General features: G+C 64.0%; 9 protein-coding genes. 7 read left to right on the top strand and 2 right to left on the bottom strand.

The window, feature by feature from the left end; all coding sequences use genetic code 11:
- Nucleotides 1-29 precede the first annotated feature (29 nt).
- Nucleotides 30-1,844 carry an alpha,alpha-trehalase TreF gene (gene treF, locus PDMSB3_RS28955; RefSeq protein ID WP_165188498.1) on the bottom strand — a complete coding sequence of 605 codons (1,815 nt, stop codon included), beginning with the start codon at nt 1,842-1,844 and terminating at the stop codon, nt 30-32.
- A gap of 262 nt (nt 1,845-2,106) precedes the next feature.
- Between treF and PDMSB3_RS28950 the strand changes: the two genes are divergently transcribed.
- The 5 genes from PDMSB3_RS28950 to PDMSB3_RS28930 all read left to right on the top strand — a co-directional run bounded on the left by PDMSB3_RS28950 (nt 2,107) and on the right by PDMSB3_RS28930 (nt 9,285).
- Nucleotides 2,107-5,673: a response regulator gene (locus PDMSB3_RS28950; protein WP_007177468.1), complete on the top strand. Its 3,567-nt coding sequence runs from the start codon at nt 2,107-2,109 to the stop codon at nt 5,671-5,673.
- A 30-nt stretch (nt 5,674-5,703) separates the two neighbouring features.
- Complete coding sequence (locus tag PDMSB3_RS28945) at nt 5,704-6,549, top strand: CheR family methyltransferase (protein ID WP_165188496.1); 846 nt, start codon at nt 5,704-5,706, stop codon at nt 6,547-6,549.
- A gap of 10 nt (nt 6,550-6,559) precedes the next feature.
- On the top strand, nt 6,560-7,186 hold the full coding sequence (locus PDMSB3_RS28940; RefSeq protein WP_165188495.1) for a chemotaxis protein CheB: 627 nt from the start codon (nt 6,560-6,562) through the stop codon (nt 7,184-7,186).
- Nucleotides 7,187-7,195: 9 nt separating this feature from the next.
- Nucleotides 7,196-8,323, top strand: coding sequence for a hybrid sensor histidine kinase/response regulator (locus PDMSB3_RS28935; protein WP_007177465.1), 1,128 nt, complete (start codon nt 7,196-7,198; stop codon nt 8,321-8,323).
- A gap of 143 nt (nt 8,324-8,466) precedes the next feature.
- Nucleotides 8,467-9,285, top strand: a complete 819-nt coding sequence (locus tag PDMSB3_RS28930; RefSeq protein WP_007177464.1) for a helix-turn-helix transcriptional regulator — start codon at nt 8,467-8,469, stop codon at nt 9,283-9,285.
- Nucleotides 9,286-9,309: 24 nt separating this feature from the next.
- Here the strand turns inward: PDMSB3_RS28930 and PDMSB3_RS28925 are convergent, their stop codons facing one another.
- Nucleotides 9,310-10,251: a LysR family transcriptional regulator gene (locus PDMSB3_RS28925; protein ID WP_007177463.1), complete on the bottom strand. Its 942-nt coding sequence runs from the start codon at nt 10,249-10,251 to the stop codon at nt 9,310-9,312.
- Between the two features lie 238 nt (nt 10,252-10,489).
- Between PDMSB3_RS28925 and PDMSB3_RS28920 the strand changes: the two genes are divergently transcribed.
- Complete coding sequence (locus PDMSB3_RS28920; protein ID WP_165188493.1) at nt 10,490-11,689, top strand: amino acid aminotransferase; 1,200 nt, start codon at nt 10,490-10,492, stop codon at nt 11,687-11,689.
- A 41-nt stretch (nt 11,690-11,730) separates the two neighbouring features.
- The gene (locus PDMSB3_RS28915) at nt 11,731-12,522 is read left to right on the top strand and encodes a class II aldolase/adducin family protein (protein ID WP_165188491.1); all 792 of its coding nucleotides are present in this window, start codon (nt 11,731-11,733) and stop codon (nt 12,520-12,522) included.
- Nucleotides 12,523-12,524: the final 2 nt, after the last annotated feature.

Genomic DNA, 12,524 nt, shown 5'->3' with positions numbered 1-12,524 from the left:
CAGGTGCAGACCCGCCAGGTTTTTTCATGCTACGGATTCACCCGCGTGCCATCCAGCCGATGCGTATTCTTCGGCGCGGCGGCAGCGGCGGCCGCGGCTGCCGACACACCCGCCGGACCTTCGGGGAGATCGCCGGGACGCGAGGCCTGCACCGCCTGCGGGTACAGCGCGAGCAACGCGCGCAGCACGCCGTTGGTCCAACCGAACCCGTCCTGCAACGGATATTCGCCGCCGCCCGCCGAGACGCCGGGTGTGGCGGCGTCGATATCGTATTTCTCGACGAGCTTGCCCGTGTGCTGGTAGTACGACACATTGGTTTTGATCCAGCGTGTCGCGATGGTTTGCGCGAGTGCCGGTTCGCTGTAACGGCGCAAGCCGATCACCGCCAGATACTGCAATGGTGCCCAGCCGTTCGGCGCATCCCACTGCTGGCCGCTCGCCACTTGCGTGGTGGCGAGCCCACCCGGGCGGAGCAACTCACGCTGCAACGTGGCGGCAACAGCCTTTGCCTGCTGACGGCTGGCTATGCCCGTATACAGCGGATACACTGTCGCGGCGGTGAGTCTGTGCGTCAGCGTGCGATGCACGAAGTCGTAATCGCCGAATGCCTGCAACTGCGGATCCCACAGCACGCGGCGAATGGCTTCGGCGCGGGCGGCGGTGCGCCGTTCCATATTTTCCGCATGCGTGACGTCGCCGCGCAGACGGTAGGCCTTCGCCAGCGTGCGCTCCATATCGGTCAGCAGGCAATTCAGATCGACGGGCACGAGCGAGGTCACGTCGACGGTGGCGAGCGTCTTGCCGTCCGCGAACCAGCGCGAGCTGAAATCCCAGCCGGTTTCGCCGCCGGCGCGCAGATTGCGCCAGAGATCCGCGGCGTCGCGTTGCGGGGTCTGCTGCGCGGTCAGCACGTCTTCGCGATACGACTCGTCGCGCGGGGCCGCGCGTTCGTCCCAATAGCGATTGAGCAGGGTGCCGTCCGGCAGGCGCACCACATGGCGGTTCGCGTGGCCTGCGGAGAGGCCTTCGCTGCCGTCCATCCAGTATGCGTACTCGCGCTGCAATTCGGGCAGATATTGCGCGTAGACGGCGTCGCCGTCTTTTTCGGCGACGAGCCGCACCATCTGCGCGAAGAACGGCGGTTGCGAGCGGCTCAGATAGTAGGTGCGATTGCCGTTCGGAATATGGCCGTAGCGGTCGATCAAGGTCGCGAAGTTCTTCAGTTCGTCGACGACCAGCGCATGCTGGCCGCTCTGTTCGAGGCCGAGCATGATGAAGTACGAGTCCCAGTAGTAGATCTCATCGAAGCGGTCGCCCGGCACGATATACGCATACGGCAGCGGCAGCAGCGAGGACCACGGGCTCGCGGTCGCGTCCGGCTCGCGGCGCAGTACGTTCCAGAGCGTATCGATATGGCCGGTCACGTCCTGATTCGGGTCGGAGACATAGGCATTCGCCGTGCGCGTGGGCAATGTGAAGTTGTGCTTCACGAAGTCGGCGAGACTGAAGCGGGGATGTTGCTTCGCGGCGTCGTACGCGGCGGCGATCTGAGCGGGCGCTCGAAGCGGCACCATGTCCGCGAACGTTTTGCTGTCCGGATAGAGATGCGCGAGTTGCACATAGCGATAGAGCGTGGGGTAATACTCAGACGGCGGAATGGGCACGACGGGCGAAGCCTGGGTGGGCGGTTCGACATGCACGGTGGCGGCCACGATGCCGCGAGGCGTCGAGGGCAAATCGCCAATCTGGGCTGCGCCGCTCAGTGAGGCATGCCATACGAACACTGCGGCGAGGAGCGTGCGAAGGGGGGCGCGAGTAAGTGTGGCGAAGGCGTGAGAAGGCATCGGCTACCGGATAAAAGTGGGGCGGCGATCGAATGATCGAACGGCGGATTGGTATTCCTCGCACGATTGACTCACGCAACCGGCGCAAAGTTGCGTGATCCGGCAGCAGCCCCGCCCAGCAAGCCTAAAACCGCACGCGGGCATCTCAAAAATAGACCCCATCCTGTATGATTACGCCCGTCGTATCGCGACAAAACGAATCAACCGAACTTCTGAAAAATATTCCGAATCGACCCGATTCGCCAAGCCGAAGACAGAAAAAATGACCGCATCCCAGGCCGTCGACCAGAATCGTTTTCGCAGCATCATTCGGCGCAACATCGCGTTGCCTTTGGGTGTCGGCCTCGTGACGATGGCTGTCTTCGTCGGACTGATTGCTTATCTGGTCTCGACCATGAATTGGGCCGAGCACTCCGAGCGCGTGATCGGCCAGGCCAATGAAATGCTGCGTCTCGCGGTCGACCGCGAATCCTCGATGCGAGGCTTCCTGATCACGGGCGACGAGAGTTTTCTCGCGCCTTATGAAGAAGGCGGCCCGCGCTTCAAGACCCAGATCGAAGCCTTGCAGGAACTGGTTTCCGACAACCCGCCACAGGTCGACAAGCTCAAACAGATCGAGGCGATCCAGCAGCGCTGGAACCGCTACGCTGAGGAGATGATCGACGCGCGCCGCCGTAATCAGAATTTCGAAAGCGCTGTGGCGAGCGGTCGCGGCAAGATCGAATTCGACGAGACGCGCCGTGAATTCGGCGATTTTCTCGATGTCGAATTACGCCTGCGCCAGGAACGCGCGGAGGCGACGCGCCGTGTCACCACCACGCTCGTGAGCGTGTTTCTGCTCTTTAGCCTGGGCGTGAGCGGACTGCTTGCGTGGATGGGGCGGCGCGAACTGATGAGCCTCTCGTCCACGTATGACGGCGTGCTACGTCAGCAGGCCGAACAGACCGAGATGTTGCAGGAGCAGGTATGGTTGCGCTCGGGGCAACGCCTGCTTGCCGAAAAGGTCGTTGGTCAAGCCACCCCGCCGCTGGTGGGCCGCGCAATGCTCGACTTCCTCGCGCAGTATCTCGACGCCGCCGTTGCCGCGCTCTATGTACGCGACAAACGGCATGGCGCGCTGCGCCGCATTGCGACGTACGGCTTCAGCCGTGAGAGCGAACAGGCCACCGCGCGCAATTTCGAAGAAGGCGAGACGCTGATCGGCCAGGCGGCCGCCGCACGCCGCACGCTGGTCTTGCGCGACGTGCCGGCAAATTATGTGCAGGTGGTGTCGGCGACCGGCAGGAGCGCGCCGAAGAACCTGCTCATCGTGCCGATCGAAAACGACGGCGAGGTCAACGGCGTGGTCGAACTGGGCTTTGTGCGCGAACTGGCGCCGCGCGACCAGGAGTTCATGGAACTGATCGCCAGCAGCATGGGCGATTTCGTCGAAGCAGCGCTGTATCGGGAGCGGTTGCAGGATGCGCTGGCAGAAACGCAGCAGTTGAATGAAGAGTTGCAGGTTCAGCAGGAAGAGTTGCGCGTCTCCAATGAAGGACTCGAAGAACGCGGCCGCGCGCTGATGGAATCGCAAACGCGACTGGAAGCGCAGCAGGCCGAACTCGAACAGACCAACGTGCAACTGGAAGAATATGCGCAGCGTCTCGAGCGGCAGAAGTCCGATTTGCTGCGTGCGCAGGACGACCTTGCGGCCAACGCGGCGCGCCTCGAACAGTCGAGCCGCTACAAGTCCGAATTTCTCGCCAACATGTCGCACGAACTGCGCACGCCGCTGAACAGTTCGCTGATTCTCGCGAAGCTGCTGCAGCAGAACCGCACCGGCAATCTGACCGAAGAACAGGTGCGCTACGCGGAGACGATTCACGCCTCCAACAGCGACCTGCTGGTGCTGATCAACGACATTCTCGATCTGTCGAAGGTCGAAGCCGGCCAGGTCACGGTCGAACTCGAAACGGTGTCGATCGACGCGACCTTGCAGGCGCTCGAGGAAATGTTCAAGCCAATGGCGGCCGCGAGGCATTTGCGGCTCGCCTTCGAGCGCTTGCCGGGCACGCCGGATACGTTCATCAGCGACGGCCAGCGCGTCACGCAGATTCTGCGCAACCTGCTTTCGAACGCGGTGAAATTCACCGAGCACGGCGAGGTGGCGCTCTCGGTTGCACCCACTGACGGCGGGATGCTGCGTATCGACGTGCGCGACTCCGGCATCGGCATCGCGCCCGACAAGCTGGACATGATCTTCGAGGCGTTCCAGCAGGCGGACGGTTCGACCAGTCGCCAATACGGCGGTAGCGGTCTGGGTCTGTCGATTTCGCGCGAGTTTTCGCGTCTGCTGGGCGGCCGGATCACGGTGGCGAGCGAAGTCGGCAAGGGCAGCGTGTTTACGCTGTGGCTGCCGCTCGATGCTGAAGCGGCCTTGAGCGCAAACGAGGGCGCCTGCGTGCCGGCGCCGGTGTCCGTATCGGTATCGGTATCGGCGCAGGGAAGTGCGCCGGCCGCGGCGGGATCGACGGCAGAACCGCTGCTGACGCGGCCGTCTTCGAGCGGCAGCACGACCACGGTGATTACGCCTGCCAACGGACTTACCACGGGCAACGCACCCGAAACCCCGATTGGCCCGATTGCCGACGACCGTGACAATCGTACGCGTGCGGGCCGCCTGATCGTGGCCGTGGAAGACGATCTCGCGTTCGCCGAAATCCTGCGCGATCTGACGCATGAACTCGATTTCGATTTCGTTCACGCGAGCGACGCCGCCAGCGGTCTCGCGCTGGTGCGCGACATGCGCCCGGCGGCGGTGCTGCTCGACGTCGGCTTGCCGGACCGGTCCGGCCTGACCGTGCTGGAGTGGCTGAAGAACGATCCGCTCACACGGCATATTCCGATTCATATCGTCTCGGCCACCGACCACGCCGACAAGGCGCTGCACCTCGGCGCCATCGGCTATACGCTCAAGCCGACCGCGCGCGGCACGATGGAAGCCGCGATCCGCCGCCTTGAGGCGCGTCTGCAACAGCGCCTCAAACGCGTGCTGGTGATCGAGGACGACGCGCCGATGCGCGAAAGCATCCGCGCGCTGCTGCAAAGCGAGAATACGGAAATCGTTGCGGTCGCAACCTTGGCCGAAGCGCTGGCGTATCTGGCAAAGGTCACGTTCGACTGCGTGGTGACCGATCTCGCGCTGCCCGACGGCACCGGCTACGATCTGCTGGAACGGCTCGCCACGAACACCGTGCATGTCTCGCTGCCGGTCATCGTGTACACCGGCCGCATGCTCTCCGACGACGAAGAGCACCGCCTGCGCCGCTATTCGAAGTCGATCATCATCAAGGGGGCGAAGTCGCCCGAGCGTCTGCTCGACGAAGTCACGCTATTCCTGCACAGCGTCGAATCGTCGCTCGCACCCGAGCAGCAGCGCATGCTGCGCACCGTGCGTCAGCGCGACAATGCCTTTGAAGGCCGCACGATCCTGCTGGCTGAGGACGACGTGCGCAATATTTTTGCGCTCTCGCACGTGCTGGAGCCGCTCGGTGCGAAACTGCAGATTGCGCGCAACGGCCGCGAAGCGCTCGAAGCGCTGGAAAACGGACCCGAAGTGCATCTGATCCTGATGGATATCATGATGCCGGAGATGGACGGCTTGACCGCGATGGGCGAGATTCGCCGCAATCCGCGTTTTGCGCATCTGCCGATCATCGCGCTGACCGCCAAGGCAATGGCGAACGACCGCACCCGTTGCCTCGAAGCCGGCGCGGACGATTACGTCTCCAAGCCGATCGACGTAGACAAACTGGTCGCGCTGTGCCGCGTGTGGTTGCGGCAACGCTAGCGGGGAACGGGAACACGTGAGCGAGTACGCATGAGCCAGTCCGAATTCGATGCGCCGCAACGCATCAGCGATTTCGACATCGAGTTGAAACTGCTGCTGGAGGCGATTTATCTCAAGTATCAGCACGACTTTCGCCACTATGCGATATCGTCGCTGCGGCGCCGCCTGTCGCAGGCGCTCGATGAGTTCGGGCTCAAGACGCTGTCGCAGTTGCAGGACCGCATCATGCGTCACGGCGACGAGTTCTCGCGGCTGTTCCAGTACCTCACGGTGCAGGTGAGCGACATGTTTCGCGATCCGGCGTATTTCCTTGCGCTGCGCGAGCATGTTCTGCCGCGTCTGCGTACTTATCCGTCGATCAAGGTGTGGGTGGCAGGATGCAGCACGGGCGAGGAACTCTGGTCGCTGAAAATCCTCTTCGACGAGGAGGGTCTGACCGAGCGCACGCTGTTCTACGCGACCGACATCAGTCCGGACGCACTGGCGCGGGCCGAGTCCGGCATCTACACGCTCGACCGGATTCAGGGCTTCACGCAGAACTATCTGGCCGCAGGCGGCAAGCGTTCGCTGTCGGATTACTATCACGCCGCGTATGGCGGCGCGCGTTTTGCCGGCTCGCTGAAAGAGCGCGTGGTGTTCGCCGACCACAGCCTCTCCACCGACGAAGTTTTTCTCGAAGCGCATCTGGTATCGTGCCGCAACGTGCTGATCTACTTCGATCGCGGTTTGCAGGATCGCGCGCTGGGTCTGTTTGAGAACGCGCTCGTGCGGCGCGGTTTTCTGGGTTTGGGCAGCAAGGAAAGTTTGCGTTTTTCCCGTCATTACGAAGCGTTCGACGAGTTTCGCCCAGGCGAACGCATTTATCAGAAGCGCTAGCACGTCCATCATGCCACGCCCAACTGTCCAGCCAGCCGCCGATCCTCAACCGCGCGCAGATGAAGCGCGCGGCTACGAGCTCGTCGTGATCGGCTGCTCGGCGGGTGGCATGGAAGTGCTGAGCGTGCTGCTCGGCGCGCTGCCCACGGATTTCGCACCGGCCGTGATGATTGTCACGCACCTCCCGCCCGATTCGCCGAGCTACCTTGTGGATGCTCTCGCGCACCGCTGCGCGTTGCCCGTGATCGAGCCCGATGCGGGCGAACGCATCATGCCGGGCCGTGTGCACATTGCGCCGCCGGGGTATCACATGCTGGTGGAGGTGGACCGCACCGTTGCGCTGTCCACCGACGCCGCCGTGCGTTTTTCGCGGCCCTCGATCGACGTGCTGTTCGACTCGGCGGCCGCCGTGTATGGCGAGCGCCTGCTGGCGATCCTGCTGTCCGGCGCCAACGACGACGGCGTGCAGGGACTGAAGCGCGTGCGCGCGTTGGGCGGCACCACCTGGGTGCAGGCGCCGGACACCGCCGGCTCCCCCGAGATGCCGCGTGCCGCGATCGAGCGCGGCGCAGCGGATTTTATTTACTCTCCTGAAACCTTAGGCCGGCGGCTTGCCGCATTGCCGGCCTCTTTCTGACCCGATGCCATGACGAATTCACCTGTGAACATTCTGATCGTCGACGACATCGTCCACAACATCACGGCGCTCGAGGCCTTGCTGGCGCGGCCGGATCTTGCCGTGCTGGTGGCCGATTCGGGCACTGCGGCGCTCGACCTGCTGCTCAAGCACGAAGTCGCGCTGGCGATTCTCGACGTCAACATGCCGGGCATGAACGGCTTCGAACTGGCCGCGCTGATGCGTGGCAGTCCGCGTACCTCGCACGTGCCGATCATCTTCCTGACGGCGACCGCGCAGGACGCTTCGCGTACCTTCCGCGGCTATGAAGCCGGCGCGGTCGACTTCCTGTACAAGCCGTTCGATCCGCGCATCCTGCAATCCAAGGTGGATGTGTTCGTGCAGCTCGAACAGCAGAAGCGTCAGCTCGCGGCGCAACTCGTCACCACGCGGCAGATGCTGGAGGCCAACGAAATGCTGATGGCGGTACTGAGTCACGATTTGCGCACGCCGCTGAGCGCGGTGCTGGCGTCGGCGGAATACCTGATGCGTACGGCGGCCGACGAACAATCGGTCACCGTGGCCGCGCGCGTGAAGAACAGTTCGCTGCGCATGGCGCGCATGGTCGATCAGTTGCTCAATCTCGCCCGCTTGCAGGGCGGGCGCCTGCCGTTGCAGCCGCGCTCGATCGAGTTGGCCACGCTGTGCCGGTCGGTGATCGACGAGTTCGCGTCGCGGGAGAACGGCAAGCAGATCGTGTTCGCGAGCCGCGGCAATACCGCGGGCGCGTGGGACACGGACCTCGTCTGGCAGGCCGTGTCGAACCTGGTGAGCAATGCGTTGCATCATGGCGCGCCGGGCGGCGATATCGGCGTCGAAGTGGATGGCGAAGCGGTCGATTCAGTGCGCCTGACGGTCGCCAATCGCGGGACCATTCCGCCCGAGGTGTTTCCGCATCTGTTCAAGGCTTTTGGGCCGAACAATAGCGGTGCCCGTTCGCGTGAAGGGCTGGGGCTCGGCCTGCATATCGTGCAGGAGATCGCGCGCATGCACGGCGGCAACGTCAGCGTGAATTCCGAGGAAGCCACGGGCACGATCTTTACGATCGAGCTGCCGAGAATGGTGACGTTCCAGCGCGGGTCGTTTACGCGGAAGTGAGCGCGTTTATCCGGGGCGTCTGTCTGACGCGCTGAACTGACGCGCTTATGCGACGCGCTGAACCGGTGGCAAAAAACCGGCCCCGCGTTCCGCTGTGCTACGCTTGCTGGAACCCACCCCAGCACGGCGAGCCGATTCCCATCATGCGTTCCTGGCGCATTTCTCCACCGCACCGCGGCGAACAGATCAGCACCTCGCGTGCGGCCGAGCTCGTCATGTCGATCTCGCATGCGGATGCCGACGCGCTTGCCGCAAGCATGCTGAAAACAGTCGGCGACACGCTGCCGGTTTCGCAATGCACCATCTTCGCTTATGAATTCGACGCGAGGCCGCGCACGGTTTCCGCGGCCGATCATCGCGGCGGCCGTTTTCTGCGCGACGTCGCCGATCGCTATGCCACGCATTTCTATGCGCTCGACGGCAACCGCGCGATCATCGGCCGCTCGCACGAAAGACCGGCTCGCGACGCATTGGTGCTGCACCAGCAGCAAAGCGACGAGATCGAAAACGAAGCCTATCGCGCGGCCTGCTACGCACAGCCGAACGTGTCCGACCGGTTATCGTTGCTCGTGCAGCCCGTGGAAAGCGTCTGGCTGTCGATCAATCTGTATCGCGACCGCGCCTATGGGGTATTTCAGCCGGGCGAACTGGAGCATGTGGAAAGCCTCGCGCACCTGTTCGCGCACACGGCCAAGGGCCATTACGCGCTCAACGGACAGCATCAGCAAGGTTCGGCCGCCGCGATGCTGGCGCGCGTCAGACGTGCTTGCCCGGCCCTCACGCCGCGCGAACTCGACGTGCTGCGCGGCACGCTGGAAGGCGCGAGCGCCGCTGAAATCGCACAGCGTATGGGCGTCAAGCCTGCCAGTGTAATTACCTATCAGAAGCGTGCTTACGCGCGCCTTGGGATATCGAGCCAGCGCCAGTTGTTCGCGTTGTGCATGGTGCCCGAGCGGACCTGAGCCGGCGGCTAGAGCCTCGGCCCGTCAGGCACGCCTTGACCGTGTCTCGGCCTGCGTTTCGCGATCCCAGCGTTTCAGCCACGGCATGATGAAATCCGCGAAACCGTCGGCGGGGGGCGACAGCGCGCGCTCGGTGGAGCGATACACGCACACTTCGCGGATCGTTTCGGGGTCGACAATACGCTTCATGATCAGCCCGAAGCTGCGCGCCAACGGCGCGACGTAGGCGGGCGCGAGCGTGACGGCGAGGCCCTGCGCGGCGAGGCCGAACGCCGTGGTGACGTTGTCCACCACGTCTACGGGAACGATGCGCGCCTCCACCGGCAGGTTGGCCAGCATTTGCCCGACCGCGCGCTCGTGGTCGCGGCCGGTGGCGATGATCGGCACGCCGCGCAAGTGCGGCCATTGCACACGGCGCCGCGCGCTCAACGGATGGCTCGGCGCGCACCACATCACCCAGGGACTCGCGAACGCCGGGTCGCAACGCACGCGCGTGCCGCTTGGGCGGTCGGGGCCAATGGCGAGATCCACGTCGCCGCTTTCCACGCGCTCCACCAGTTGTTCGACCACGGTGTCGCAAATGCGCACCACGACCTTGGGTTTGTCGTGCGCATAGTCGGCAATGGCCGCGGGCAGCGCGGTCGCCGCCAGCACCAGCGGCGCGCCGATCCGTACGATGCCGGCCGCGCGGTTGCGGATATCGTCGGCGGATTGCGCGGCGGCGCGCACGTGGCGCAACACCGATTCCGCCGACGACAGAAAATCCTGGCCCGCGCTCGACAGATTCACGCGACGCGTGGTCCGATCGAACAGGCGAAAGCCGAGTTCCGTTTCGAGGTCGCCCAGCAACTGGCTGACCGCCGACGAAGTCAGCCCGAGCCGCTCCGCCGCCGCGCCGATGCTATGCAAATCGACGATGGCGAGAAACGCTTCGAACTGACGGATGGTGACGCGCGTGAGTGGCATCAGGCGATTCTAAAGAAAAACTTACGAATCGTGAAAAATCGATTGATTGTGTCTCACGGGCCGTTCGGGGAGACTTGTCCCAATCGACGCGCCCGGCCAAACCCGCTTAGACTTCCGTCTCGCCCTGTTGTGAGCAGGCCGGCGCGTCAGCCGGAACATGCGGGGCCGTCGTTGCACAACACCAGCGCCAACCGGGGCCGAAGCGAAGCCACCACGGCGCCGTATTCAAGGATTGACCATGTTCGACCACATTCCCGCTTATCCAGGCGACCCGATTCTGAGCCTGAACGAAGACTTTCAACTCGACCCGCGCACCAACAAGGTCAATCTGAGCATCGGCATCTATTTCGACGACGCCGGCAGGCTGCCCGTGATGAACGCGGTGCGCCGGGCCGAAACCGCGCTGCTCGATTCGATCGGCCCGCGCTCATATCTGCCGATGGCCGGCCTACCGCTCTATCGCGATGCGGCGCAGGCGCTCGTATTCGGCGCGGACAGCGAGGCACGCAAGGCGGGCCGGATCGCGACGTTGCAAACCATCGGCGGATCGGGCGCGCTCAAGGTCGGCGCAGATTTCCTGAAGCACTATTTCCCGGGCTCGCAGCTCTGGATCAGCGACCCCAGCTGGGAAAACCATCGCGTCGTATTCGAGGGCGCGGGGCTGACGGTCAACACCTATCCGTACTACGACGAACACACGGGAGGCTTGCGTTTCGCCGACATGCTCGAAACGATCGGCCGCTTGCCGGAACAGAGCGTGGTGCTGTTGCACGCGTGCTGCCACAACCCGACCGGCGTCGATCTGAGCCCGGCGCAATGGGCCGAACTGGTGCCGGTATTGCAGCGCCGCAAGCTGATCGCGTTCGTCGATATGGCTTACCAGGGTTTTGGCGCGGGTCTGGAAGAAGACGCCGCCTGCGTGCGCCTGCTGGCCGACGCGGGCATTCCGTTGATCGCCGCGAATTCGTTTTCGAAGAATTTTTCGCTGTACGGCGAGCGTGTGGGTGCATTGAGCGTGGTCTGCAAAAGCGCGGAAGAGGCCGGCCGCGTGCTCGGTCAATTGATGTCGACGGTGCGCGCGAACTACAGCAATCCGCCCACGCATGGCGCGCGGCTCGTCGCCAACGTGCTGGCGGATGCGTCGTTGCGCGCTTCGTGGGAAGCGGAACTCGCCGCCATGCGCGAGCGGATTCTCGCCATGCGCGGCACGATCCACGCCGGACTCGCCGGCCGTGTGGACGAAGTGATGCGCGCGCGCTACGTCGCGCAGCGCGGCATGTTCACCTACACCGGCCTGAGCCAAAGCCAGGTGGCGCGTCTGCGCAGCGAATACGCGGTGTACGTGCTGCGCTCCGGGCGCATGTGCGTGGCCGGGTTGAACGCACGCAACGCGGGGTATGTGGCGGAGTCGATCGCGGCCGTGGTGTCGGGCGCCTAAGCACGATTTCTGGATCGACAGAACGATAACAGGAGACGCAAATGACCACACTTGAAATGCCGGCGCCGAGCGCGCCGAAAGCCCACACGATGCATCCGGACGAATGGCACGCGCGCGTGCATCTCGCGGCGTGCTATCGCATTTTCGACATGCTCGGCTGGACGGAGATGATCTATAACCACATCACGCTGCGCGTTCCCGCCAGCGTGAGCGGCGGCGAGCGGCACTTCCTGATCAATCCGTTCGGGCTGCACTATAGCGAGGTGACGGCGAGCAACCTCGTGAAGATTGACGCACGAGGGCGCGTGCTCGATCACTCGCCGTATCCGGTGAACCCGGCCGGCTTCGTCGTGCATGCGGCGATTCACGAGGGCCTGCCGGACGCGCACTGCGTGATGCACACGCACACTACGGCGGGCGTCGCCGTGGCCTGTCTGGAAGACGGTTTGCAGCAGACCAACTTCTACAGCGCGCAATTGCACGACCGCATTGCGTATCACGACTTCGAGGGCATCACGGTGCACGCGGAAGAAGGTCCGCGCCTGCTCGCGCATATCGGCGACAAACAGGCGGTGATCCTGCGCAATCATGGCCTGCTTGCGTGGGGCCACACCTTGCCGCAAACTTTCGCGGTCCTGTGGACGCTCAATCGCGCCTGCGAAATCCAGATGGCGACGTTCGCGATGGGCCGCGCGCGGCCGGTGCCGGAAGACGTTGCGATCCGCTGCTCGCGCGACGCGCTGCAGTTCGATCCGCGCCACGGCGCGGGGCAGGACGTGTTCGACGCGCTGGTGCGGCGAGTGGACCGCATCGACGCCAGTTACAAGGATTGAAA

Origin of the sequence: Paraburkholderia dioscoreae (assembly GCF_902459535.1) — a bacterium.
In the GTDB taxonomy this organism is placed as follows: Bacteria; Pseudomonadota; Gammaproteobacteria; order Burkholderiales; family Burkholderiaceae; genus Paraburkholderia; species Paraburkholderia dioscoreae.
This window is presented reverse-complemented; position numbering and strand designations above follow the sequence as displayed.

Coding starts and splice junctions, on each gene's coding strand:
- PDMSB3_RS28915 (WP_165188491.1), top strand. CDS start 11,731: ATGACCACACTTGAAATGCCGGCGCCGAGCGCGCCGAAAGCCCACACG.
- PDMSB3_RS28935 (WP_007177465.1), top strand. CDS start 7,196: ATGACGAATTCACCTGTGAACATTCTGATCGTCGACGACATCGTCCAC.
- PDMSB3_RS28940 (WP_165188495.1), top strand. CDS start 6,560: ATGCCACGCCCAACTGTCCAGCCAGCCGCCGATCCTCAACCGCGCGCA.
- PDMSB3_RS28950 (WP_007177468.1), top strand. CDS start 2,107: ATGACCGCATCCCAGGCCGTCGACCAGAATCGTTTTCGCAGCATCATT.
- PDMSB3_RS28920 (WP_165188493.1), top strand. CDS start 10,490: ATGTTCGACCACATTCCCGCTTATCCAGGCGACCCGATTCTGAGCCTG.
- PDMSB3_RS28945 (WP_165188496.1), top strand. CDS start 5,704: ATGAGCCAGTCCGAATTCGATGCGCCGCAACGCATCAGCGATTTCGAC.
- PDMSB3_RS28930 (WP_007177464.1), top strand. CDS start 8,467: ATGCGTTCCTGGCGCATTTCTCCACCGCACCGCGGCGAACAGATCAGC.
- PDMSB3_RS28925 (WP_007177463.1), bottom strand. CDS start 10,251: ATGCCACTCACGCGCGTCACCATCCGTCAGTTCGAAGCGTTTCTCGCC.
- treF (WP_165188498.1), bottom strand. CDS start 1,844: ATGCCTTCTCACGCCTTCGCCACACTTACTCGCGCCCCCCTTCGCACG.